General features: G+C 59.0%; 21 protein-coding genes and 1 pseudogene. 5 read left to right on the forward strand and 17 right to left on the reverse strand.

Annotated features, from left to right (window positions below):
- The 3 genes and pseudogenes from ACVOLQ_RS18815 to ACVOLQ_RS18825 all read left to right on the forward strand — a co-directional run.
- Positions 1-456, forward strand: a pseudogene (locus tag ACVOLQ_RS18815) (hypothetical protein); the annotation flags it as partial.
- A gap of 13 nt (positions 457-469) precedes the next feature.
- Positions 470-847: an SMR family transporter gene (locus ACVOLQ_RS18820; RefSeq protein WP_313494032.1), complete on the forward strand. Its 378-nt coding sequence runs from the start codon at positions 470-472 to the stop codon at positions 845-847.
- A 2-nt stretch (positions 848-849) separates the two neighbouring features.
- Positions 850-1,845 (forward strand): NAD-dependent epimerase/dehydratase family protein, encoded by a 996-nt coding sequence (locus tag ACVOLQ_RS18825; protein ID WP_481528932.1) that lies wholly within the window; start codon positions 850-852, stop codon positions 1,843-1,845.
- 230 nt (positions 1,846-2,075) lie between these two features.
- On the opposite strand, the gene ACVOLQ_RS18830 is transcribed toward ACVOLQ_RS18825, so the two are convergent.
- The 14 genes from ACVOLQ_RS18830 to ACVOLQ_RS18895 all read right to left on the reverse strand — a co-directional run bounded on the left by ACVOLQ_RS18830 (position 2,076) and on the right by ACVOLQ_RS18895 (position 19,172).
- A protein-coding gene (locus ACVOLQ_RS18830) for an IS3 family transposase (RefSeq protein WP_481528933.1) occupies positions 2,076-3,160 on the reverse strand; the annotation gives its coding sequence in 2 pieces (ribosomal slippage) (positions 2,076-2,893 and positions 2,893-3,160; 1,086 coding nt in all).
- Positions 3,161-3,211: 51 nt separating this feature from the next.
- The gene (locus ACVOLQ_RS18835; RefSeq protein ID WP_313494036.1) at positions 3,212-4,678 is read right to left on the reverse strand and encodes a hypothetical protein; all 1,467 of its coding nucleotides are present in this window, start codon (positions 4,676-4,678) and stop codon (positions 3,212-3,214) included.
- A gap of 104 nt (positions 4,679-4,782) precedes the next feature.
- The gene (locus tag ACVOLQ_RS18840; RefSeq protein WP_313494037.1) at positions 4,783-5,535 is read right to left on the reverse strand and encodes an SGNH/GDSL hydrolase family protein; all 753 of its coding nucleotides are present in this window, start codon (positions 5,533-5,535) and stop codon (positions 4,783-4,785) included.
- A 179-nt stretch (positions 5,536-5,714) separates the two neighbouring features.
- Positions 5,715-6,974, reverse strand: coding sequence for a glycosyltransferase (locus tag ACVOLQ_RS18845; protein ID WP_481528934.1), 1,260 nt, complete (start codon positions 6,972-6,974; stop codon positions 5,715-5,717).
- Positions 6,975-6,989: 15 nt separating this feature from the next.
- Positions 6,990-10,565: a polysaccharide pyruvyl transferase family protein gene (locus ACVOLQ_RS18850; protein ID WP_481528935.1), complete on the reverse strand. Its 3,576-nt coding sequence runs from the start codon at positions 10,563-10,565 to the stop codon at positions 6,990-6,992.
- Positions 10,565-11,776, reverse strand: a complete 1,212-nt coding sequence (locus ACVOLQ_RS18855) for an ABC transporter ATP-binding protein (RefSeq protein WP_481528936.1) — start codon at positions 11,774-11,776, stop codon at positions 10,565-10,567. Before ACVOLQ_RS18855 ends, ACVOLQ_RS18850 begins: the two co-directional genes overlap by 1 nt.
- Before the next feature lie 98 nt (positions 11,777-11,874).
- Positions 11,875-13,122 (reverse strand): glycosyltransferase, encoded by a 1,248-nt coding sequence (locus ACVOLQ_RS18860; RefSeq protein ID WP_481528937.1) that lies wholly within the window; start codon positions 13,120-13,122, stop codon positions 11,875-11,877.
- Positions 13,106-13,711 (reverse strand): acyltransferase, encoded by a 606-nt coding sequence (locus ACVOLQ_RS18865; protein ID WP_313494044.1) that lies wholly within the window; start codon positions 13,709-13,711, stop codon positions 13,106-13,108. The genes ACVOLQ_RS18860 and ACVOLQ_RS18865 overlap by 17 nt, the downstream gene beginning before the upstream one ends.
- A 15-nt stretch (positions 13,712-13,726) precedes the next feature.
- Complete coding sequence (locus ACVOLQ_RS18870) at positions 13,727-14,509, reverse strand: ABC transporter permease (protein ID WP_313494045.1); 783 nt, start codon at positions 14,507-14,509, stop codon at positions 13,727-13,729.
- A 28-nt stretch (positions 14,510-14,537) separates the two neighbouring features.
- The gene (locus tag ACVOLQ_RS18875) at positions 14,538-15,722 is read right to left on the reverse strand and encodes a cystathionine gamma-synthase (protein ID WP_481528938.1); all 1,185 of its coding nucleotides are present in this window, start codon (positions 15,720-15,722) and stop codon (positions 14,538-14,540) included.
- Positions 15,723-15,806: 84 nt separating this feature from the next.
- Positions 15,807-17,177 carry a pyridoxal-phosphate dependent enzyme gene (locus ACVOLQ_RS18880; RefSeq protein WP_313172534.1) on the reverse strand — a complete coding sequence of 457 codons (1,371 nt, stop codon included), beginning with the start codon at positions 17,175-17,177 and terminating at the stop codon, positions 15,807-15,809.
- Between the two features lie 180 nt (positions 17,178-17,357).
- Positions 17,358-17,576 (reverse strand): HP1242/YdcH family protein, encoded by a 219-nt coding sequence (locus ACVOLQ_RS18885; RefSeq protein WP_282266820.1) that lies wholly within the window; start codon positions 17,574-17,576, stop codon positions 17,358-17,360.
- A 328-nt stretch (positions 17,577-17,904) separates the two neighbouring features.
- On the reverse strand, positions 17,905-18,786 hold the full coding sequence (locus ACVOLQ_RS18890) for a hypothetical protein (RefSeq protein ID WP_313172537.1): 882 nt from the start codon (positions 18,784-18,786) through the stop codon (positions 17,905-17,907).
- On the reverse strand, positions 18,786-19,172 hold the full coding sequence (locus tag ACVOLQ_RS18895) for a DUF4398 domain-containing protein (RefSeq protein ID WP_313172539.1): 387 nt from the start codon (positions 19,170-19,172) through the stop codon (positions 18,786-18,788). The genes ACVOLQ_RS18890 and ACVOLQ_RS18895 overlap by 1 nt, the downstream gene beginning before the upstream one ends.
- Before the next feature lie 98 nt (positions 19,173-19,270).
- Here ACVOLQ_RS18895 and ACVOLQ_RS18900 point away from each other — a divergent pair, with 98 nt between their 5' ends.
- Positions 19,271-20,401 carry a PilT/PilU family type 4a pilus ATPase gene (locus ACVOLQ_RS18900; RefSeq protein ID WP_481528939.1) on the forward strand — a complete coding sequence of 377 codons (1,131 nt, stop codon included), beginning with the start codon at positions 19,271-19,273 and terminating at the stop codon, positions 20,399-20,401.
- Positions 20,402-21,025: 624 nt separating this feature from the next.
- Here the strand turns inward: ACVOLQ_RS18900 and maiA are convergent.
- Positions 21,026-21,682 (reverse strand): maleylacetoacetate isomerase, encoded by a 657-nt coding sequence (maiA, locus tag ACVOLQ_RS18905; protein ID WP_481528940.1) that lies wholly within the window; start codon positions 21,680-21,682, stop codon positions 21,026-21,028.
- Between the two features lie 94 nt (positions 21,683-21,776).
- The gene (locus ACVOLQ_RS18910; RefSeq protein WP_481528941.1) at positions 21,777-22,766 is read right to left on the reverse strand and encodes a fumarylacetoacetate hydrolase family protein; all 990 of its coding nucleotides are present in this window, start codon (positions 22,764-22,766) and stop codon (positions 21,777-21,779) included.
- 373 nt (positions 22,767-23,139) lie between these two features.
- Here ACVOLQ_RS18910 and ACVOLQ_RS18915 point away from each other — a divergent pair, with 373 nt between their 5' ends.
- Positions 23,140-24,540, forward strand: coding sequence for a DEAD/DEAH box helicase (locus ACVOLQ_RS18915; RefSeq protein ID WP_481528942.1), 1,401 nt, complete (start codon positions 23,140-23,142; stop codon positions 24,538-24,540).
- A 126-nt stretch (positions 24,541-24,666) separates the two neighbouring features.
- Here ACVOLQ_RS18915 and ACVOLQ_RS18920 read toward each other — a convergent pair.
- The coding region (locus ACVOLQ_RS18920; protein ID WP_481528943.1) for a hypothetical protein at positions 24,667-24,859 on the reverse strand (193 nt) is incomplete at its 5' end.

A 24,859-nucleotide genomic window follows, 5' to 3' on the forward strand; every position in this document is an offset into this window, starting at 1 on the left:
ACCATCCGCACCGCCCGCTCACGCACCTCGGGTGCGTACCTCGTCAATCTGTTGCTCATGGCTCCATCCTCTCAAGGTTTGGAGCCTCCGGGAAAGACGGGGCGATTCACTGCAGGCAAAAAGGGCGCGTCGGGCCGCGGATATTCGACAACCGATCTTCCCTTGCTTCAGTCACTAGGAACCTCTGCTGGGTACATAGCTATCCTGGTTTTGGCTCTTTATATAAACAGTCCTGAGAGCCTGAAGCTATATCACCGCCCCGAGTTCCTTTGGTTGCTGTGCCCACTAATGCTGTACTGGATCAGCAGGACCTGGATGATCGCCCATCGCGGCCATATGCATGATGATCCAATTGTTTTCGCAGCGCGCGACCGCGCAAGTCAGATTGTCGGTGCAGTCGCCCTTGTGGTGGTCATTGCCGCAACCTATGCCGGCCCGCCCCTCCAAATCCAATGATCGTGGTACTCGCATGTATCTGAAATTCATTCCCATCATTCTTTTTTCCGTGGCGCTGAATGCCAGCGCGCAGTTGTTTCTACGCAAGGGCATGCCACAAGTAAGCATCACCGCTGATCAAGGGGTAATGACGCTCGTACAAGATGCGTTCCGCGTCCTCTTCAACCCGTGGGTCTTCAGTGGCCTTTCCTGCTATGCGATAAGCATCGTGCTGTGGATGTACGTACTGTCCAAGGTTCAGGTCAGCTTCGCATACCCCTTCCTGAGCGTCGGCTACGTGATTGTCGTCGCTGCGGCATACTTCTTCTTCCGCGAGCCTGTCAGCATCATGAAATTGTCGGGAATTGCGCTTATCTGCGTTGGAGTCGCGCTGGTTGCGCGCGGAGGTTGATCATGACTAAGCATATCGTCATCGGTGGCAGCGGTTTCACGGGCACTTACCTGGTCCGCGCACTACTTGCCAGGGGTCTTATGGTGGAGACCATCGACATCGCCCCTCTGCCCAACGAATTCGAAGGCAGAGTAAAGCACTATCAGCTGGACATACTGAATACCCATGCCTTGGGCGAAGTCCAGCTGAACGGCGATGACGTCGTATATCACTTGGCGGCGCGACAGTTTCACAATGACGTTCCGTCCAAAGGACAGGACGAGTGGTTCGCCGAAGTAAACGTCACCGGTACCGACAATGTCCTGAAGTGGATGCGACAGCTGCAGCAGCCTCGTCTTGTTTACTTGAGCACGGACATGGTCTACGGCCTGCCGGAAAAGCTACCCGTACCTCCTACGCATCGACACAATCCGCTTGGCCCCTATGGTCGCAGCAAGGCTGCATCGGAGAAACTGTGCGAGCAAGCCCGGGAAAACCGTTTTCTTATCACAATCCTCCGGCCACGCATGATCGTTGGCCCCGGCCGGTTCGGGATATTGATCAAGCTGTTTCGCCTGATGGATCTGGGCCTGCCCGTCCCCACCATCGGTAGCGGCCGCAACCGCTACCAGATGATTGCAGTAGAAGATGTCGTGAGCGCCATAGTCGCCACCTTGGATAAGGGCTTCCCACAAGTCGCATTGAGCCTGGGCTCCGGAGATGCACCTGCGGTAAAGGACCTGCTGCGCAATACGATCAAGCGTATTGGCTCGCGGTCGCTCGTGATTCCGATCCCAGCCGCACCATTGAAATTCACGCTATCGATGCTTGAAAAACTTGGCATGCCCTTGCTGCACAGAGAGCAATATCAGATTGCCGACGTAAATTACGTGGTTGATATCTCACCGACACACAATGTTTTGGAATGGCAGCCTAGTCGCAACGACGAAGACATGCTGGTTGCGGCGTATGAACATTATCGCCAGCTATCGGCCACACGAAATGGAATGAACAACTAAATCAGCAGCATCCCCTGGGCAACGCAATCAAAGTGGATGCGAGAGTTCGCTCTCGCTAATCGTTGGGATCGCGTGAAAGACAGCGATCTCATGATTGGCCAGCTCGCATAGGCTGTCATATGTACAGCACGGGATAGAAAAAAAACCAGCCCTGTACCTACGCTCCCACCCGGCCTGAATAGAGGTCGGGTTTAGAGTCCGGCTTTTATCTTATCTGTCCTCGCCGCCAACTACGCGGCGTACTGGGTAGGCGTCATCCCGCCGAGTGCTTTTTTGGGTCTTTCTTCGTTGTAGTCACGTCGCCAGCTTTCGATTCTGGTACGGGCACAGAGCAGTGTTGGGAACCAGTGTTCGTTGAGGCATTCATCGCGTAGCCGGCCGTTGAACGACTCAACATATGCGTTCTGATTGGGTTTCCCGGGCTCGATCAGGCGCAGGGCGACTTCCTCGTCGTGAGCCCAAGCCACCATCGCTTTTCCGCAAAATTCTTTGCCATTTTCCGCCCTGATGACTCGCGGCAGGCCGCACTGAACTGCCAGCCTGTCCAGTACCCTGGATACCCCGTGGCCCGATATGGCTCGCTCCACTTCGATGGCAACTGCCTCATGGGTCACATCGTCGACGATGGTCAGACACTTGATCACCAGACCCTCAGCAGTTCGATCAAACACGAAGTCCATCGACCACACTTCATTTGCAGCGGACGGCCGTATCTCCGGCTGACGTTCGCCCATTGCGACCTTCTTGCGCTTCCTACGGCGCACTTGTAGACCACGTTCCTGGAACAAGCGCTCCACCCGCTTGTAGTTCACAACAAACCCTTTTTGCCGCGGCTTCAGATGAATCATGCTTACGCCGTTGCGTTTGTGCCGGTGCGCCAAAGCGGCAATCTGCTCACGAAACTCGACGTTGTTGTCGGGTCTGGGCACATATCGCAACGCGCTGGCGCTCATGAGCGCTGCCGCCAGCCCTCGTCGCTCGCTCACCCCCTTCTCAACCATGCTCGGCTCCAGCAGCCTGCGCGCTGGTGCGGTCATCACTTTTTTCGCAATGCGTCCTTGATCACGTAGCTCTCGAATACCTGCTCAGCCAGTAGCTTCTTCAGGCGCGTGTTCTCCGCCTCCAGGTTCTTCAGCCGCTTGGCGTCGGGCACGCTCATACCGCCGAACTTGCTGCGCCACCGGCAGTACGAGGCCTCGCTGAAGCCGTGCCGGCGGCAAAGATCCTTGATGGGCATGCCTGCTTCAGCCTTACGCAGGAAGCCAATGATCTGTTCTTCGGTAAAGCGCTTCTTCACGTCCAATCTCCTTGTCATTGAGGATTGGACTCCAAACCGTTGCCCTATTCAATCTTTGGGGGACGTCGGTTATTCAGAACTAAAACGCACGATGACACGCTTATTATCTAGAACATACAAATCAAGACGTCCCGCCTCCACACTCACCGAGCTATCAACTCGCGCCCCCTCCGGCACGGAACACCCATCTCCCGAGCCACCTCGACAGTCAAGATAGCTACGCCCTCCAATAGCTTTTACCACCGACGCCATCAAGTATCCGTTATTAAAAGCACTAGCCACAGGCGAACGCGACTGCATCCTGCCATCTATCGAGATCGACGAATAATTAGCGGCTGGAGCTGGCAGCAACTGCTCAAGTTTTTCATAAATGAAACCAACACTTTCAACTTGTTTATTCAAGAAGAAACGCCCCTCCGCCTGGAAACCTAATCCCACGGAGAACAGCAGCAGCGATACCAGCATCGAAGCAAGCGCCCCTAACCTAGAGACCAGGGCCAAGAGCAACACACCGGCAACCACAATCGCAATCAAACTACGCATCAATATGATCGGCGACAGCGGCAAGGAAAAAGCGTGAAAAGAAAACGCAACCATGGCCAGCATGAAGAGAACAGGAGTGTACGCTCTCAGACTGCCAAAAGACACAGCCAGGAGCCCACCCAAAAATAGCATCAAAATCATCCCATTCACTTTCGAAGCTGCGTAGATCGCCAGCACGCTACTCCACCAGGAATTTGATACATAAATTAGATTCTGCAAGAGCGTAGCCAGGTCCTTGACCGGATGCGGTTGCCTCCACTCTCCGATCTCGGGCCCGAAGTTCCCCGCCAGAAAGAGAAGTGCAAACGACATGGCCAGAGTACCGACTAATGCGCCCAGCACCCACCAGCCTATGTGGCGAGCTACCGTCCTCCACACGACCTTGCCCGAGCAATTCTCAGGAAATAATTGGCGCAAGAACAGCAAGGGAGCGAGGAAGTAGTAATTCTGCATTGTACCGAACAGCAGCACCCCCAGTACCAGATAGGTCAACCAAGGCGCGAGCCCTTTCTGGACGAATGTCCCTGCGACGATAAGAATCGCTATCGCGGGAAAAGCTGTTGCTGGCCAAAGCCCCTGTTCTACTACCGGCGGAGATACGGTCACCACGGCGGCAACGAGGAATGAAACAGCGACAGAAACTCCCGCAATCCGTGCCAGCCGATACATCAGTAACAGGTGAGAGACTATATAAACCAGAAACCATGCTGAAGCATCCACTCCAGCCAGGAGGTCGCGCAGGAGGTAATTCAACCAACGTGCATCCTGCAACAGCTTCAGTTTGTAATAGGTATTGTAGTGAACCTCATCGTGCCCGAAAACATGGATGTTTGGAAAACTGGAATAAGCTGAAACCACCAACAGCACAGATAGCAGGGCCGCAGCGCTGTTGAAACACCCTCGCTCCAACATCCAACCTTTCAACAGCCGCGTCCGAAGCGCAGGCCAGCTTCCCGAAACCATTCCCGTAATCCCTTTAAGATAAGTAACCATCAGTTTTCATCGTAGACAGCATGAGATCATCGGAGTTTTACTATCAAAACCTGCGCAACCTTAATCGAATGCGACTCGACGCCGCCTCAAATTTTCGAGAGAAGCTACCTGATTGCATCAACAATTGGCGCAACGACTTCGAATGTTTGCTTCGCCTTTATCCCGTACAACTGATCGCCCGGATGTACGCAATCGCTCAACAAGTCCTTCCAATTCGGAATTCCTTGCAAAAAATCGTACTGAGCAACAAGCGGGACATCCACACGCTTCGCAGTACTTCGCAACGCCTCCACAAATCTGTGAAGGTTTCCAACCCTAGGCTGATGACACGTCGGGTTAGGCTCCTGCAGAACAACCACTTTGCGTTGATCACGCGCAATCTGCACCAGCAGCGCCATAATTTCGCCATAGGATTCTGGGGTCCCTTGGAACACTCCTTCCGCCGGCTTGGCATTGTAAAGCTGGTCGTTAAGTGCGTAATTCAGAATTACAATATCAGCATCAGAATTGGCAATCTGTTCCGGCCATGGCCGGTTCATTCCGTCAGTGCCGCTGAGTAACTGATAGGCCTGAGTCCCCCCCACCCCCTTGTTAACCACGGTAACCGCGTCACCAAAGCGCTCTCGCAGCAGGCCCTGTAGCTGCTTGGGTTCACTTTCCATGGTTATAACAGTGCTTCCACTGGCCGTCTGCGCACCAAGCGTAGTCGAATCCCCATATACCTCGATCAAGATGGGGCGACTTACTCCCACCCCGAACGCATCTACAGAAAAACCCAACTGGAAAAAACTGAGTGCAAAAGCTGTTATGAAACGCATAACCTGTCCTTGAAAGCCCAGTCCGATGATCCGGGCCATGTATTATGAAGGGTACAGTAGAGGATTTACATCCGCAGAACGCAGCAACACGTTGCGCGAGAAGATCCTCCAAGGCTGGAGGTGGCATCACAGTTGCGCCAGCTCTGGACGTATAGCCCATGACTTGCATTGCTGGTCATGGCAGGAGCAGATGCTCGATCCCCGCTACCTCCCGACGGTCAGGTGACGTGGAAGAACCCTGGCAACATCGAGACGTACCGCTCATGATCGTATCGCTCCGCAAGCAGCCGAAAGGCGTTATCGGATGCCTTACGCCAAGCCTGATCATCGCTGACCAGGACGCCAATGGTATCGGCATATGTCCGAGCGTCATCGCTTACGGGAAGGACGTCTTCGATCCCCTCCAAGCCCTGCGCCGCAGCGGGCGTCATGGCGCAGGGAACTCCCTTGCTTATGGCCTCGATCACTTTCCCTTTCACTCCGCCGCCATAGCGCAAGGGAGCGATTACGACCCGCGCTGAGTCATAGCACTCGCTGAGAGTTGCGTCATCAACCCTCCCAAGGATTCGAAGTCCTTCTGCCCCTTGGGCAACCCGGGGTTGATATGTCTCCATATCAGAGCCGACTACCGTCAACGGACATTGCGCACCCAACGCATGCTGCAAGAGCGGCGCCACTTCACTCAAAAACCAATCAAGCCCATCCACGTTGGGTTGATGCCCTTTGCTGCCCACAAACAACAGCCCTTTCCGATCAGCAACGCCAGGAAACGACGCAGGCACCTCGGCCTTGACAGTCCAAAGCGGGAACATGTGTGCGCTCGCTGTCAGCGCGAGCCCGTGGCGATAGATATTTACCGCCTGCGCCTCATCCCTGGACGGGTAGAGAACAACATCGGCTTCTCGCCAAAGACGGCGTTCCACTACACGCATCAGCCAGCGCTCCCACACACCGTGCTTGAGCTCAGTCGTCGCACTCTTCGACTCGAGGCGCTGGTAGTGAATGTCGTGCCCGTAGTAGAGGCAGACGCCACGAACATGCCTGCGAACTACCGGCAGATACATTGCAGCCACCAAAGGCCTGCTCAGCACAGCTGAACTGAAACCTTGATCAGACGACAGCCAAGCATCAAGCGGACCGGTCTCATTTCGCCCCAGCGGCTGCACGCCAGCAGCGTGCAGCCAATGCCGACCTGCTAACGACGGCGCAGTGCTCGCGGCCCAGAAAACCACGTCCATTCCGGCTTCCAGCAGAAGCGCTGCAAAACTGGCAATCGCCCGTGAACCTGCATCACGGTCGACCTCGGGGAAGTCATGATCAATCAACAACAAGCGCTGTCGCGAGGCGGAGCCCGAGGCCACGATAGGCGCATCGGCAGTACGTGGTCGCGCCTTCCACACCTCCCAACGACCATACAGGCCAGGGGCAAACGCGAGCATTCCTTCCAGTACAAGCCGCTTGCTGCTGACCCAAGCCACTGCGTTACTCCGACCTTAATGCCAGGATTTCAAATCGACAAAGAACTCCGGATGACCCTTCCACTTCTCGCGGAAGTAAGCAGCGTTACGATCAAACAGGCGCTTGTAGCGCTCACTGCCTTCGCTCGCACCGGTCGTCTGATGCGGCTGGTGGCGTACGCCCGCAAGGTCACGGAACGCCACCGAGTAGCCAGCGTTCTTTATCTGGAAACAAATATCCGTGTCCTCGAAGCAAGTAGGATCATAGAACGTGTCGAATCCTTCGATGCGTTCGAACAGATCGCGCGTCATGAACATGCAACTGGTGCCAAGGAAGCCGATATCGTCCCGATAGCCCTTGACCAGAGACTCGCTGTTCATTCCTCGGTGGGGCAAATAGTCAGAGATCGGCCCACCAAGGTCATCACGGGTGGCATCAAACCAACCGGCATTCCAGCCGATCGCCCCGACTCCCTCGTCCATCTCCAGGATGGCCACAGACTCCGGAAAACACGTTGGCGCAGTCAACCATTGGTCCGAATCGAAGAAAGCAATGTACTTGCCAGTGGAATGCTTTACGCCCAAATTTCGCCCGGACGAGCAACCGTTTTCCTGATTGCGCACCAATTTTACTTTCGAGTGCCCGCCAAAGAGTTCTTCCACCAACTCCGCACCACCGTCGGAAGACTGGTTGTCCACGACAACTATTTCATGCAACCAGTTTCCACAGTGCTCAAGCATCGTGCGCACACAGCGCTCGATGATGCGACGATTGTTATGGATCAGCACCACTGCGCTAACCGAGTCCGGATAGGCTGGTTGCATCATTGCTTCCACATGGCCCAACCAGGCATTGCGCGAAACGAAGCCAAAGTCCTCGTTGCCTTTCAGCGCCAACTGCCCGGGCAACTGCGCCAGGTCCAGCAAATGCAAGTTTCGGGAATCCACCTCCGAAAGACCCAACTCGACCAGCGTGGGTTTTTCCAGCAACAACGCCGCGTGTACCAGTTGAGCCCACTGCCTGCGTTCTTCCTCACTCCCGTCGCCACCAAGTACTACGATGCTGGATGCATTGGCAATCAGCGGAGCGACTCCTTCGGGTGACCATGACCACTCCGCGCGCCGGATTCTCGCATTGGCAGCAAGCTCCAAAGCGTTACCGCCCGCCACGAGAAACAGCACATCCTGCCTTGCTGCAAGCAATCGATCGATCTGCTGAGCTCCGCGACCCGAAATATCAACAACCAGTACATTGTCTCGATTACGACTGAACGACGTTGGCAACGCATAGGTTCGATAGGAATCGAATACCTCGTTATCGCCGGCTTCGCTGATCAATTGCAGCGGCAGACCATCCAGCGAAGGAGCTACGCCAGAATAGATGCCACGTGAAACGATATCCCGGATCTGCGGCCAATCTGCTTGATCCGAAAGCTCACTGCCAAGTGAGCCGAAGTCGACGATGATCTCGGCCCCGCGCGCCTTTGCGGAACTGGCCAACTCCATTGCACGCGGAGAAACATCAGCCAAAAGAACACGGGTATGTTCAGCGCGGACGTCATTGAGCCACTCGGATGCTCCTGCGACCAGACGCTGTGCTGCACCGGCAGACCCTGCTGCATGCCCATCGCCGACAACGGCAACCCTGACATGGAATCCCGCACGGTCACCCGCTTTAGCCAGCTGCATCCCTCGTGTCGGCCAACCACTGGAATCGGAAAGGCGATCAACCACCACCAGCAAGCGCTCAGGCCGGAGCGAACGCACATCCCTGGGAATTTCCAACGCCGGTGGTTCCGGGGCGCTCAACGAAGCGACTCCAATCGTTTTCATTCGACGCGGAATCTGCTGCAAAGCAACCTTAAATCCGTGCTGCCGCCAAACGCTGACAAGCTTGAACGGTGCAGCAATCCCACGCAGCATATCCCGGCGGATGATACCTGCCGCCTTTCGCAGGCGGCGCCAGATATCACGGGCCTCGGCAACCTCGAGCTGGCTCTGGGCCAAGCGCGCCTCCAGCTCGTCAACTTCGCGCCGGAGCAGCGCGATGTAAACCTCTTTATCTTGAATATAAGCGCGGCTGTGATCCAGCTCATCCCGCGTATTGGCAAGCAGAACCTCCGTGTCATGAAGACTCCGCTCAACCGAATCCAATCGCGAACTCAACTGCTCCGTCATCGCCGCACTCCTCTCAATCAACGCCTTCTGAGACACTTCTGCGTGCTCGCGCACTTCAATCAACTGCTTCAAAGCCTGCTCAGCCTCTTTGGCCAATTTCGTAACTTCACTGTTGAGCTTTTCAACCTCACCGGACAGAGAAGCGGTTTTGCCCGCCTGCTCAGCCAACTGATAGTCCCGATAGTGCAGGAGCTCATGAGCTTGCTGACTGCGCGAGGTGACCTCGGACACCTCGCGCAACGCTTGCTGCAACCACATCCCCAACCAATCCATGCTGCCAGCATCAAAGGTTGTGGTACGCGATTGTGACTGCTTGCACCCCGCCAGCACATCAAGGTGCGTTTGAGCTGAATCCTGCAAGGATTCCAGCACCTGGGAATCCGGCTTCCACTCCTCACTCATCAGTGCCTGCAGAGCAGCTTCATAGCGCGCCACATCATCACCGATCCTAAGCCGCTGCACTTCGGGCATCTCAGCCATCTGATGTGCATGTGCCAGCTTTTCATCGTATTCCAAGCCGCAGGTCGGCCTGCCGGCCAACAATGCAAGAACACTGGCATGGAGTCGCATCGAGAACACCGCATCGGCAGCCGCTAGCAGCTCCCAGGCTTCCAGCGGAGTTGCCGGTGCAAGGACCTCATCGTCCGGTCGCTCACCCAGCATGCCACACAGCTCATCCACCAATGGAACATCAGACAGGGCACCACTTCTATCCGTATTGGCTTGAAATGCTATCCACTGGATACGCCACGCCGGCGTCAACACCTTCTGCAATGCGCCAACGAACTGGCTCTTCCAGCTCCCCTTTGCCCACTCGCGCACCACAATCGCCATTGTCTTTCCAGACCGCGCTGACGCGGGTCGGTCCGGCACGGGATGGTATCGGCTAAACAACCAACCCGGATCAGCACCAACACAGATATCCCTGCTTACTCCGATCTCTCGCAGCAGCGCAAGCGACTTTTGATCCCGCACGGATACCGCCGCAGCTCCATCGAACAGCTCCCTGACAAGCGCACGAGGACCAGCCCCCGTCAGCGGGCCGACCCCGTGCCCCCAGATGATCACCGGCACTCCAAGCTGCCGAGCCATCAACATCGGACGAGCATATCCGCTGATGTCATTGGCATAGGGCAGATACAACGCATCCAGATTGAACGGATGATGATCCTGGAAGATCCCCCCCCCGCCCATGATCATCACGTCGCAATGAATAAGCGCACGACAGACTTCACCAAGATTGGAAAACTCGACAGCTTCCACGCCATGCATCCTGGCGGTGCCCGCTGGATCGATACTGGCAACCACCAGCTCCCCCCCCAGTTCAGCCACGCGCTGCACAAGCACATCAAGCAGTGCTTCGTCGCCAACATTCGGGGCGCCGTAAAAACCTATCGCCAAAGCGCGAAAAGCCGGCTGCAAACCTTCGGTCATCACGACTGCCTCTGCGGGTCCATGAACCGGGGATTGGGAGCGATCCAACCGTGACCGGAATGGGGCTGCGGCAGCACGTCAATGTGCCCCGCATAGGGGACACGACTATGTCGACGGTACTCGCCGCTATCCATGTCGCCTACCCCGAGTGCGATCACGTAGCGATTCCCCGTCACATTCATGTCCAATCGCCAGTTGAATTCATATATCCCTGGATCGGTCGGAGCCGGAGCCAGATTCATGTTCTGCGTGGTCCCGGCCCACAAAGCAATGTCATCCACACTTTTGAACTGTACCCCATAGCATGGCGCTTCAATTCTCCGGTGGACACGAATCTGTACGCGAATGAGGACCTCGTCGCCATAACCAAATGTCGTGCGCGCGTTACCGGCCGAGTCCAGAATGGAAACATCGCATATCTCGCTGGCAGGAGCCTCGGGCTCAGCAACCTGGGCAAGCGGCAACTGCGAATCACCGGACTGAGGTTCAGAGAGTACGGCTTCATCGTCATAGATGACTGTGCCTCCCTCCTCATCAACCAGATCGTCAGCATACCGTTTGACCACATCACGACAGGCACCATCCAGCACGACCTTACCGCGCCGCAGATAAATTCCGCGATCGCAATACTCAAGCAATGTATTGGTCGAATGGGTAACCAGGATGATGCTCACGCCCTCAGATTGCATTCGCCGGATACGTGTCAGGCACTTGGTCTGGAAAGCAGTATCCCCAACGGCCAAAGCTTCATCGACCACCAGGATGTCGGGAGAGACGTGAATGGCAACAGAGAAAGCCAAGCGTACGTACATACCTGAAGAGTATGTCTTCACCGGCTGATCAACGAACTCACCGATGTCGGCGAACCTCTCGATCAGCGGCATCAAATCCGCCATCTCCGCGGTGCCCAGCCCCATGATGGCTCCGGCAAGGAACACATTTTCACGCCCACTGAACTCAGGATTGAATCCTGCACCAAGCTCAAGCAAGGCGGAAACGCGGCCATTCACTGCGACACTGCCGTCACTGGCCTGAAGGGTGCCGACGAGAATTTGCAGCAACGTCGACTTCCCTCCGCCGTTGCGACCAATGATGCCAACGGTCTCTCCTGCAGCGATGTCGAAACTGACGTCATCCAAGGCCCGGAACACACGCACCGCGCGCGGCCTCATCCCAATCAGACGGCGCAACCGGTTCGTCAGCGGAAGCATCATTCGTTGCGCAGGGGTATCGAATATCCGAAAGGACTTTCCGACATCCCGCACTGACACAACTGGTGGACGATCACCCACATTCTGTGCCGATCCCATCACATCACTCCCGCATGTTTGTATGCGTTCCGCTTTGCATCGAGACTCGCCTGCTTCGAATACTCGCGATGCATCAGATCCAAAGCCGCACCAGCAACTCTGCCCATGCGCTGTGGATCAGTCGCGCAGGCCAGCAGCGTCTCGGCAAACCGCACCGAATCATCCTCGACGATGATGTCAACACCATCAGTACCTCCAATGCCCTCACATCCCTTGGACGTGCTCAGGACCGGGATACCTGCAGACATTGCTTCCACGATTTTGACCCGGATGCCACCACCAGAGAGCAGCGGAACCATCAACAGATGGGCGTCATCGAGTATCGGCTGCAGATCGTCCACAAAACCATGCACATGCACATGGCGACCATCATGCAGAGCTTTCAAAGCTTCCGGCGGATTGCCACCACAGAAATGCAACACGATGTTGTTGGACGCCAACTTATCCTTCAGCAGTGGAAAAATCTCGGCCGCGAACCAGTTCACGCCCTCAGCGTTCGGATACCAACCAAACCCCCCCATCCACAGTACATTGAAAACATTCTTGGGCTTTCGCTCGTAAGGCAATGTCTGAATAGGGAAATGTAATGGCATGAGGTACTTCGGCACCGATGCCGAAACGCGCGCCATGTCATGTCTGGAGATGAACGTCATTGCTTCGAAGCCGAATGCATTCTCAATCTCGACCCTATGAGCTGCCGCTCTACTGCGCTTTGCCACCCATTCCATGAGATGTAGTTTCCAGCCGCGTAGGCCGACAGGCATCCAGAAAGGAAAGATATCTGCTTCGATGTTGTGACTGATCAGCACACCCGGGATATCCGACAGGTAGTGGCGAAAAAAAGCCAGGTGCGCGGAATTGACTTCAATCGCATCGATTCCGTTACGACGTACCAAACGACGCACAGCGGAGATCGCCGAGCGGCTGCAGTAGCTGGCATCAATGAACGGAAGCCCCTGCAAGGCATGCGACACCATCTTCAATGTGCGAGGAATCCTCGCCATTTCAAAGGGCATCTTCGGACGGGGCTCCAAGTGCACCGAACGGAAGACGCTGTCATACAGCGCCTGGTTGGACTGCACTTTTGCAACATCCTGCTCGCCTGCGACGTAGCAGAAAAGATGATAGTCAACTTCATCAACGAACGGCAGAAGCGCGTTCACTGCGTAGATGTCGCCGCCACTCACCGCCGGCAACGATGGAGCCAGCATGAATACCAGTACTTGCTTCTTAGCCTGCGGTTTCATCAAAAATATCCGTATCAAAAAACGGCGAAAATTTGGTCAGATACTGGACATCACGATTGCGCTCGCCGATTCTCCTCGCTGGAACGCCGCCGACCACGGTATACGGTTCAACATTCCGGGTCACCACCGCGCCAGCGGCAATCACTGCCCCTTCGCCTACCGTTACGCCTGGCAAGATCGTTGCCCGCGCACCTATCCAAGCATGATCCTGGATCGTCACCACACCACCAATGGCGGGGAATGAGGGATCATTGTGATCATGGTGGAGGCTGAGAATGCAGGTCTGGAACGAAACATTCACATTGTTTCCAATGACCACACCAGTCCGACCATCGAGATAGACCTCCCGATTGATCACGCAATTGTCACCGATGGAAACATGTGCCCTCACCGGATAGCCCGTCACGAACCAGCGCATGCTCACGTGAGTGTCCCGACCAAGCGATACCTTCAAGATCCTGCGCAGATAGAAGGCGCGCACCCACTCGTTCGGGAAGCGAGCGATGAAATTGTTGCCGAGGTAGTACTTCCAGCCCATCAATACGTAGAAGAACTTCTTACGCAACAACCAGGATTTCAGACGATTCATGGCTGATACTCCGGTTCAAAGTACATCGGCGAATCCCCGCCTGGTCTTGTTGAAGAAAAACAGACCCAGCATGCAAAAAACCAATGCGATACCGGCCTGTGTGGCCAGTGCGATGAAATCGGGCAAGGCACCGAAGATGACAACCTGACGCGCCTGCTCAATGATCGTAGTCAATGGATTGGCCAAGAACACCGCACGATATTGCTCTGGGATGTTGGCGATAGGGAAAAAGACCGGCGAAACAAATAGCAGTATCTGGGAGAAAACCCCCACCACCTGACTGACATCCCGCAGATAGACGCCCAACGAGGCGAGCACCCAAGAGATCCCCAATGCATAGAGCACCAGCGGAATCATCACCACCAATATCAATGGAAAGGTTGGGGCTATGCCGTGATCCAGCACCAGAAGCGCCAATGCCAGAACCAACAAGCTGATAAACCAATGAAACAGCGCCGAGCTGCACGAAACAATCGGCAGTATTCCGATGGGGAATACGACCTTCTTTACATAGTTGACGTTTCCGGTGACCAAACCCGGAGCACGGTTGATGCACTCGGCAATAAAGCCGTGCAGGATCAATCCAATGAACAGCAGCATCGCGAACTCGGAACGGCTCTGTGGCTGCTCCCCCCACCTGATTTTCAGGATCACCGAAAAGAAGAGCGTATAAACGCTCAACATAAGCAACGGGTTCACAAAGGACCAGAGGATGCCGAGCATGGAGCCTTTGTAGCGTCCAATCACCTCTCTTTTTGTCAGCTGATAAATCAAGCTTGGCAAATTTGATCCATTCATGCGTGCGAGCATCCTTGGGAATTGCACGTCAATTCAGCGCCCTGTCGAGATCCACCCGCAAATCCTCAACATCCTCAACCCCCACGCTCAAGCGCACCAGCGCATCGCTGATGCCCAGCTGTTCGCGGCGGGCCACCGGGATCGAGGCGTGAGTCATCACGGCAGGATGGTTGACCAGGCTTTCCACGCCGCCGAGGGATTCGGCCAGGGTGAACAGCTCAGTGCGTTCGCAGAAACGCTTGGCCGCTTCGAAACCGCCCTTGAGCACGATCGAGACGATGCCGCCGTAGCCGGCCATCTGCTTGCCCGCCAGCGCGTGCTGCGGGTGCGAGGCCAGGCCCGGGTAAATCACCTTTTCCACTGCCGGGTGGGTTTCCAGCCAGGTGGCCAGCGCCATCGCGTTGGCGCAATGCGCCTTCATGCGCAGCGGCAGGGTCTTCAGGCCACGCAGGGCGAGGAAGCTGTCGAACGGGCCCTGCACGCCACCGATGGAGTTCTGCAGGAAGGCCATCTGCTCGGCGAGTTCGGCGTTGTCACCGACCACCACCATGCCGCCGACCATGTCGGAGTGGCCGTTGAGGTACTTGGTGGCCGAGTGCAACACCAGGTCCGCCCCCAGCGCCAGCGGGCGCTGCAGCATCGGCGAGGCGAAGGTGTTGTCCACCACCACGATCAGGCCATGACGCTTGGCGATGGCGGCGACCGCAGCGATGTCCACGATCTTCAGCATCGGGTTGGTCGGGGTCTCGATCCACACCATCTTGGTCTTGGGCGTGATCGCGGCTTCGAAGGCGGCCAGGTCGGTCAGGTCGACGAAGCTGAAATCCAGCCCGGCGGTGCGACGGCGCACACGCTCGAACAGGCGGAAACTGCCGCCGTAGATATCGTCCATCGCCACCACGTGGCTGCCGGCGTCCAGCAGCTCGATGACGGTGGAGCTGGCCGCCATGCCCGAGGCGAACGCAAAGCCACGCGTGCCGCCCTCCAGCGAGGCCACGCAGCGCTCGTAGGCGAAGCGGGTTGGGTTGTGCGTACGCGAGTACTCAAAACCCTGATGCTCGCCCGGGCTGGACTGTGCATAGGTCGAGGTGGCGTAGATCGGCGGCATGACCGCGCCGGTGCTGGGGTCAGGCGACTGCCCGCCGTGGATAGCCAAGGTGGCAAGCGACAAGGCGCGCTCGCCATCCTGGCTGCGTGAATGCTGATCCGTCATAAGGGCTTCCAGCTAAAGGGGCGAAATTCTATCAGTGCTGTCTGAATCTACCGTGGCCCCCTCTTTCGAGGGGACCAGCCGGTCTTACTGAACGCGGCGGCGCAGGTAGTTGAGCAGGTCGATACGGGTAATCAAACCGAGGAACGCATCACCATCGGTGATGATCGCCACCTGACCGCGGTCAAACACCGGCAGCAGCGCTTCGATCGGCGATTTGACGTCCAGACGGTCGAGCTTGCTGACCATCGCCACCGAGACCGGGTCACGGAAACGGGCTTCATCACCATAGACATGCAGCAGCACGTCGCTTTCATCGATGATGCCGACCAGTTGGCTGCCTTCCATCACTGGCAACTGCGACACGTCGTACAGCTTCATGCGCTGGTAGGCGGTGGTCAGCAGGTCCTTCGGGCCCACCACCACGGTGTCGCGCTGGCTGTAGGGGCGCAGGATCAGGTCACGCAGGTCGCCGAACTGCGGGCGCTCAAGGAAACCGTTGTCCAGCATCCAGTAGTCGTTGTACATCTTGGACAGGTACTTGTTGCCGGTATCCGGCACCAGCACCAGCACTTTCTTCGGCGTGGTCTGCTCGCGGCAGTACTTCAGCGCGGCGGCCAGCAAGGTGCCGGTCGACGAGCCACCGAGGATGCCCTCCTTGCCCAGCAGCTCGCGCGCGGTGTGGAAGCTCTCGGCGTCGCTGATGGCATAGGCCTTCTTGACCCGGCTGAAATCGGCGATATCCGGCAGGAAGTCCTCGCCGATGCCCTCCACCAGCCAGCTGCCGGACTTTTCGTTCAGCGTGCCGTCGTTGATGTACTCGGCCAGGATCGAGCCGACCGGGTCCGCCAGCACCAGCTCAGTCTTGGGCGAGAGCTTGGCGAAGGCGCGCGACAGGCCGGTCATGGTGCCGGAGCTACCGCAGCCGAACACGATGGCGTCCAGGTCACCGCCCATTTGTTCGATGATCTCCGGGCCGGTGCCGAACTCATGTGCGGCCGGGTTGTCCGGGTTGCCGAACTGGTTGATGAAGTAGGCGCCCGGGGTACGGTCAGCAACGGTCTTGGCCAGGTCCTGGTAGTACTCCGGGTGGCCCTTGGCCACGTCCGAACGGGTCAGCACCACTTCGGCGCCCATCGCCTTGAGGTTGAAGATCTTTTCCCGGCTCATCTTGTCCGGGACCACGAGGATCAGCTTGTAGCCCTTCTGCTGGGCCACCAGCGCCAGGCCCAGACCGGTATTGCCGGCGGTACCTTCCACCAGCGTCGCACCAGGCTTGAGATCGCCACGCTTCTCGGCCGCCTCGATCATCGACAGGCCGATACGGTCCTTGATCGACCCACCCGGGTTGGCGCTCTCCATCTTGAGGTACAGCTCGCACACGCCGACATCCAGACGCTGGGCCTTGATGATGGGCGTATTGCCAATGAGTTCGAGGATGGAAGAATGGATGGGCATCGGTTGACTTCAGATCGCGCCGCATTGCGGCCGGACCGATGATTATCCGATGGTTGTGCAGGAAAGTCAGTTAACGGCGCTTTCGTGCACCGGAACTGCGCTGCCAAGTGGCGCGGACAATGACGGCCGACGAGGGGGCCGCCACCGTCCGCGACATAAACGGTCTAGCGTGGGGAAGGTTCAGTTGATGCTGTTTTCGTAAATCCGCAGGAGCTTCTGCTTGGCCAGCAGTTTTTCCCGTTTCATCTGTCCCAGGGTTGCCCCGTCGATCGGGAGCACACCCAGCTCCGCGTCCATGCATTTCTTGTTCAGCTTCTTATGCTGTTGGTAGAGCTGCTTGAACTCCGGGTTGGCCTTGGCCAATGCGTCGATTTCACTCTGCGGCTGCCCTTCGAACATGACTACCTCCTTCATGCAGAAACAAGAACACCCCGGCCTGGCGGCACGGGGCGTTGCAGGATTGGAAAGCCAAGCCGCTCACCGTGGCACCACCAACCGTCCTCCGGCCAACCTGCCAGGAGCTTTCGGTTACTGGTTCGCGCCACGCTTGCACCGGCTCGGCCCTCCGCTGTCCGGACGACGAAAGTGCCGCCCGGACAATTGACCCTACGCCTGCAAAAAGGTTCCGGCAAGGGCTGGACGGGAACGTTTGCTGAATATCCAAACCGCTCCGCATTCAGTCTCGCGCGAATGACAAAAACCTAACAACTTCAGCCATTTAAGTTTGTCATGGGGCAATAATCACTTCCGCCGAGCGGGCCCGGGTAGCGGCCGCCTTCTTGCCCGTTACCTGGATCCGGTTGGCCGCGACACCACCTGCCACCAGTGCGTCCTTGAGCGCCTGCGCGCGCCGCTGACCGACGCCGTTGGCACTGTCGTAGGCCTCGATCACAACCCGGCCCTTCTTGCCGATGTTCAGGTACTCGGCCAGCGCCTTGGCCTGGTTGCGGGCACCGCCGGACAACGCCGCCTGGCCCGCCGCGAACGCATCACCGGCAAAGGTGTAGACCTCACCGCGGCCTTCGAACCGGGATGCCGGCAGTTTCTGCCCGGAAACCAGCTCGGCCTCTTCGCGCGCCAGCTTGGCTGCATTCTGCTGGGCCGCGCTCAAACGCTGTTGCTGGCGCCCGGCAACGCTGGTCAAGGCAGTTTCGGCATCCTGGCGGGCCAGCGTCTCGGCTTCGGCGGCCAGACGCAGGCGCTCGGCCTCCTCGGCCTGGATCTGGGTCTGTACCCGCAGCTGCTCGGCTTCCTGACGGGCGCGGGCGGCATCGCGGCGGCTGGCCTCGATCAGCAGTTCGCTGCGGGTACGTTCCAGTTCACCCGCCTCACGGCGTGCCAATGCCGCACGGCTGGCCGCCTCGGCAATGGCGACACGGCGCTCCGCCAGATAACGCGCATCGTCCAGCTCCTTGCGCTTGGCCTTGGCCAATGCCGCGATGGCCTGTTGCGCCTGCAGCTTCTCGAACGGGGCCACGTCGGCCGTGGCCATGTCGGCCTGCAGCACCAGCAAACGCTGGTTCAAGGACGCCACCGCCGGGTCTTCCGCCGCCAGCGCCAGCAAGGGCATGGCCAGCAGGCCGACAACCACCAGATTCCTGATCCGCATCAGCGTCCCTCCCCTGTCGCCAACTGGCGCTGCAACTGGGCTACCTCGGCCCTGCGTTGGGCCAGCTGGGCCTGGGCGACGGCTTCCTCACTCTGCGCACGCGCCAGATCGGCATCGGCGGCGGCACGCAGTGCCAGGATCGGCGCCTGCTTGCGGAGGCGTCGGTCACTGGCCGCCTGCTGGGCCTGGCCCAGCTGCTGGCGGGCCATCGCCATGATGTCCGGCGCGTACTGATCGGCGTCGGCGCGGTCAGCTTTCTCCACGGCCTGTTGGGCGGCAAGCAATTCCATTGCGCCCGGATCCTGCGCCAGCGCACTGCCGCAAAGCAGGAATGTGCAGGCGGTAACACACAGGAATCGTCTTAATTGTGCGAAGCTAGGTTTCATTGGGGAGCCGTTGCTTGGATGACTGAGCGCGGCCATTGTGGTCAAGCCTGAGGCGTGCTTGCAACGGCGCGCCGCCGTTTGTTGGGGAAAAATTTCGCATGGATATCGGCTATTTCCTGAAGCTGATGACCGAAAAGAACGCTTCGGACATGTTTTTGACCACCGGAGCGCCGGTTTACATCAAGATTGAAGGCAAGCTGTACCCGCTGGGCAATACCGGCCTGCCGCCGGGAATGGTCAAGAAAATCGCCTATTCGCTGATGGACGAGGGCCAGGTACCGCAGTTCGAGCGCGACCTGGAGCTGAACATGGCCATCGCCCTGGCCGACGCCGGTCGCTTCCGCGTCAACGTGTTCAAGCAGCGCGGCGAAGTCGGCATGGTCATCCGTGCGATCAAGAGCCGCATCCCCAGCATCGAGGAGCTCAACCTCCCGCAGGTGCTGAAGGAAGTGATCATGACACCGCGTGGACTGGTGCTGGTGGTTGGCTCGACCGGCTCGGGCAAGTCGACCTCGCTGGCCTCGATGATCGACCACCGCAACAGCACCTCGACCGGGCACATCCTCACCATCGAGGACCCGATCGAGTTCCTGCACAAGCACAAGCAGTCCATCGTCAACCAGCGCGAAGTGGGGCTGGACACGCACGCCTTCCACAACGCGCTGAAGAACGCGATGCGTGAAGCGCCGGACGTGATCCTGATCGGCGAAATCCTGGATGCCGAAACCATGGAGGCGGCCATCGCCTTCGCCGAGACCGGCCACCTGTGCCTAGCAACCCTTCACTCCAACAACGCCGACCAGACCATCGAGCGCATCCTCAACTTCTTCCCGGAAAGCGCGCACAAGAACGTCCTGATGAACCTGTCGCTGAATCTGCGCGCGGTGGTATCGCAGCGTCTGGTCAAGGGCAAGGACGGCCGCCGCCGTCCCGCCACCGAGGTATTGCTCAATACCCCGATGATCCGTGACCTGCTGCGCCGCGGTGAAGTGCACGCGATCAAGCAGGCGATGGAAGAGTCGCTGGAAGAAGGCATGCAGAGCTTTGACCAGTGCCTGTTCCGGATGGCCAAGGACGGCATCATCGAGCAGGAGGAGGCGCTGCGCGCCGCCGACTCGCGCGATGGCCTGGCCTTGAAGTTCCGTTTGTCCGAAGGCGCCAGCGGCGAGCACGACCCGTACGCGGATTTCGCGGTATCGGCACCAGCAGCGATCACGCACGGCTTCTGAGCCACCGGCATAGCCCACGACAAAGCCCCGCGATGCGGGGCTTTGTTGTTTGGGGGGATTCAAGCCTGCGGCAAGCCCCTCGTGTAGGAGCGGCGTAAGCCGCGAAGCCACTGATGCCACCGAGCTGCAGACCTGCTTCGGCGCGCATAGGGTTGAGCTGCTGCTTCGGATGGGATGTCAGCTTCGCGGCTTACGCCGCTCCCACAACAGCTTGGCGGATCCGGCTGTATCGGCCTGGCCCACACAGCGAGCGGCGGAGAAACGGCACCGATTTTTGTGGGAGCGGTGTAAGCCGCGAAGCTTCTGTTGGCCCCGAGCTGCAGACCTGCTTCGGCGCGCATAGGGTTGAGCTGCTGCTTCGCAAGGGATGTCAGCTTCGCGGCTTACGCCACTCCCACAACAGCTTGGCGGATCCGGCTGTATCGGCCTGGCCCACACAGCGAGCGGCAGAGAAACGGCACCGATTTTTGTGGGAGCGGCGTAAGCCGCGAAGCTCCTGTTGGCTCCGAGCTGCAGGCCTGCCTCGGCGCGCACAAGGTTGAACTGCTGTTTCGGATGGGATATCAGCTTCGCGGCTTACGCCGCTCCCACAACGGATTGGACCGCACTGATTGCTGGGACTGATTAGACCGCGTCGATCTGGTTTTCCGGGCGGGCGGCATCGAATGCTGGCAGCGCCAGGCAGGCCGCTTCAATCCGCTGCAATGTCGGGTACGGCGCCAGGTCCAGATGGAAGCGGCGGGCGTTGTACAACTGCGGGACCAGACAGCAATCTGCCAGCCCCGGTTCGGCACCATGGCAATAGCGGCCGGTGTCGAACGAGCCTGCCACCATCGCCTCCAGCGCGGTGAAGCCCTTGCGCATCCAGTGCAGCGTCCATTCGTCACGCTCGGGCTGCGGCACATTCCATTCGCGATCGAAGAACTGCATCACCCGCAGGTTGTTCAACGGATGGATGTCGCAGGCCACCTGCTGCGCCAGCGCACGCACGCGCGCACGGCCACCGGCATCAGCCGGCAACAGCGCCGGTTCCGGGAAGACTTCATCCAGGTATTCAAGAATGGCCAGCGATTGGGTCAGCACGCGCTCGCCATGGCGCAACGTCGGCACCAGTTCCTGCGGGTTCAATGCGGCGTAGTCCGCCGCGTGCTGCTGGCCGCCATCACGTACCAGATGGACCGGCGTGACGGCATACGCCAGACCTTTCAGATTCAAACCGATACGCACGCGGTATGCGGCGCTTGAGCGCCAGTAACTGTAGAGCGTCAGCCCTGCTTCCATGTCGGATTTCCCCCTTCCCGTGCGCCACAACAATAACCGTTGGTGGTGAGGACTCCTTCACCACCAACGCGATGCCAACACGTTGTATACCGCCTCAGGGACGCGACGCCTGCTCGATGCGCTGTTCAATCGCACCAAAAATGCTGACGCCATCACGGTCCAGCATCTCGATGTGAACAACATCACCAAAACTCATGAACGGCGTCGACGGCTTGCCGTCGCGCAGGGTTTCGACCGTGCGCTGCTCGGCGAAGCACGAGGCACCCAACGCAGTGTCTTCGTTGGCGATGGTGCCCGAACCGACAATGGCACCTGCCGACAACGGACGGGTCTTGGCAGCATGTGCGACCAGCTGGGCGAAGTTGAACTGCATGTCCACGCCGGCTTCGGGCGCGCCAAACCACTTGCCATTGATATGGGTGACCAGCGGCAGGTGCACCTTGCTGTCCTGCCAGGCGGCGCCCAGTTCGTCCGGGGTGACGAACACCGGGCTCAGCGCCGAGCGCGGCTTGGACTGCAGGAAGCCAAAGCCCTTGGCAAGTTCGCCCGGGATCAGGTTGCGCAGGCTGACGTCGTTGACCAGACCCACCAACTGGATGTGGCCGGCAGCCTGTGCCGGCGTCACCGCCATCGGCACGTCGTCGGTGATGACGACGATTTCGGCTTCCAGGTCGATGCCATAGTCTTCGCTGATCACCTTCACCGCATCACGCGGACCATAGAAGCCGGCACTGGTGGCCTGGTACATCAGCGGATCGGTATAGAAGCTCTCCGGCACTTCGGCACCGCGCGCCTTGCGCACCCGCGCCACATGCGGCAGGTAGGCGCTGCCATCGACGAATTCGTAGGCGCGCGGCAGCGGCGCGGCCAGCGCCTGCATGTCCACGGCAAACTCGCCCTCCACGGTGCCGGCATTGAGCCGCTCGGACAATGCGTTCAGGCGCGGCGCCAGATTGGACCAGTCCTCCAGCGCCTGCTGCAGGGTGGCGGCAATGCCAGCGGCCCGTACGGCACGGGTCAGGTCACGCGAAACCACGATCAGGGTGCCGTCGCGGCCGCCTTCCTTCAGGGAACCAAGCTTCATGGGAATGTCCAGTCTGCGGAGAAATAAGTTTCAATTGTAATGAATAAGCCCGGCGCCACCAGCCTCTCCAGGGGAATGCTGAACAGGCGTTTTTGTACCGGCGGTAACAATCCCTTAGACTAGCGCGGTCTGCCAGCGGCCGTCCGTTTCCCTCAGGGACCGCCGGCGGTGCAGGATCAGCGGCCATCTGGCCCATCCGCCCGCCCGCCCCCACTCCGACGCCTATCGTCACGCATTCCAGCCAGCGCACCGCGTTGGTTGCATCCCAGATCTTGCAGCGCGGTTTACGGGAACGCTCCGAGATCAGCTGGTCTTCAATGATCAGCAACGCAAGCCCTCCTGGGCGCGCGTTCTTCAAGTTTCGGAGTACTCCATGTCGTTTGAAAACCTGGGCCTTGCGCCCTTCCTGCTGCGCGCGCTCGCCGAGCAGGGCTACGAAAACCCGACCCCGATCCAGCAGCAGGCCATTCCGCTGGCGCTGGACGGCCGCGACCTGCTGGCCGGCGCGCAGACCGGTACCGGCAAGACCGCCGCGTTCGGCCTGCCGCTGCTGCAGCACCTGGCCACCTCGCCGCAGACCGTGGGCAACGGCCCGCGCCGTCCGCGTGCGCTGGTGCTGGCCCCCACCCGCGAACTGGCCACCCAGGTGCATGACAGCCTGCGCGGCTACAGCAAGTACCTGCGCATCCCCAGCGCCTGCATCTACGGCGGCGTGGGCATGGGCAACCAGTTGGATATGCTGCGCCGTGGCGTCGACCTGCTGGTCGCCTGCCCGGGCCGCCTGATCGACCACCTGGAGCGTCGCAGCGTTGACCTGTCCGGCGTCGAGATCCTGGTACTGGACGAAGCCGACCGCATGCTCGACATGGGCTTTTTGCCCTCGATCAAGCGCATCCTCGCCAAGCTGCCGCGCCAGAACCGCCAGACCCTGCTGTTCTCGGCCACGTTCGAAGACAGCATCAAGCAGCTGGCGCTGGAGTTCATGCACAACCCGGAGCAGATCCAGGTCACGCCGAAGAACACGGTTGCCGAGACCATCACCCACCGCGTGCACCCGGTCGATGGCGCCCGCAAGCGCGAGCTGCTGCTGCACCTGCTGGCCGAGGATTCCCGCGTGCAGACGCTGGTATTCGGCCGCACCAAGCATGGCTGCGACAAGCTGGCCACGTTCCTGGAGAAGTCCGGCATCAAGACTGCGGCCATCCATGGCAACAAGAGCCAGGGCCAGCGCCTGCGCGCACTGGCCGACTTCAAGGCCGGCCGCGTGACCGTGCTGGTGGCCACCGATATCGCCGCCCGCGGCATCGATATCAACGAGCTGCCCAAGGTCATCAACTACGACCTGCCGATGGTGCCGGAAGACTATGTGCACCGTATCGGCCGTACCGGCCGTAATGGTTCGACCGGTGAAGCCGTGTCGCTGGTAGCCCAGGACGAGGCCAAGCTGCTGCGCCAGATCGTGCGTCTGCTCGACCGCGACATGGACATCCGCGACGTGCCGGGCTTCGAACCGCAGACCCCGATCCGCTGGGGCAACAGTGCACCGGGCAAGGCCGAGCATCCGGGTGGCCACAAGGCCCCGCGTCGTGGCAACGGCGGCCATGCCGCCCGTCGCCCGAACGGCGATGCACCGCGCGGCGGTCGTGGTGGCCAACCGCAGAAGCCGGGCGGCCAGCGCAATGCCGGCAATGGCCAGCAGCGTCGTGATGCGCACCCGGGTGGTGGCCAGCGTCGTGGCGGTGGTGGCCGTGGTCAGAGCCGTACCAGCGCCTGATTCCAGCGTTTTGCTGGAATGGATGAGTTGTAAAGAAAGGCCGACGCATTGCGTCGGCCTTTCTGGTTTCCAGGTGTTGAGCTTTCTTTTTTTGTACGAAGGCCAGATCAGTAGCAGCAGCGCCCCTCATCCGCCCCTGCGGGGCACCTTCTCCCGCATGCGGGAGAAGGGAAGGCCCGTCATTGCCGCGTCGAGAATCGGGCATCGCGCTCGCCCTAACAGGCGGTGGCCAAGCGCTTTGGCTTTGGCTTTGGCTTTGGCTTTGGCTTTGGCTTTGGCTTTGGCTTTGGCTTTGGCTTTGGGTTTGGCTTTGGAAAAA

Source organism: Stenotrophomonas sp. STEN031 (assembly GCF_056759975.1).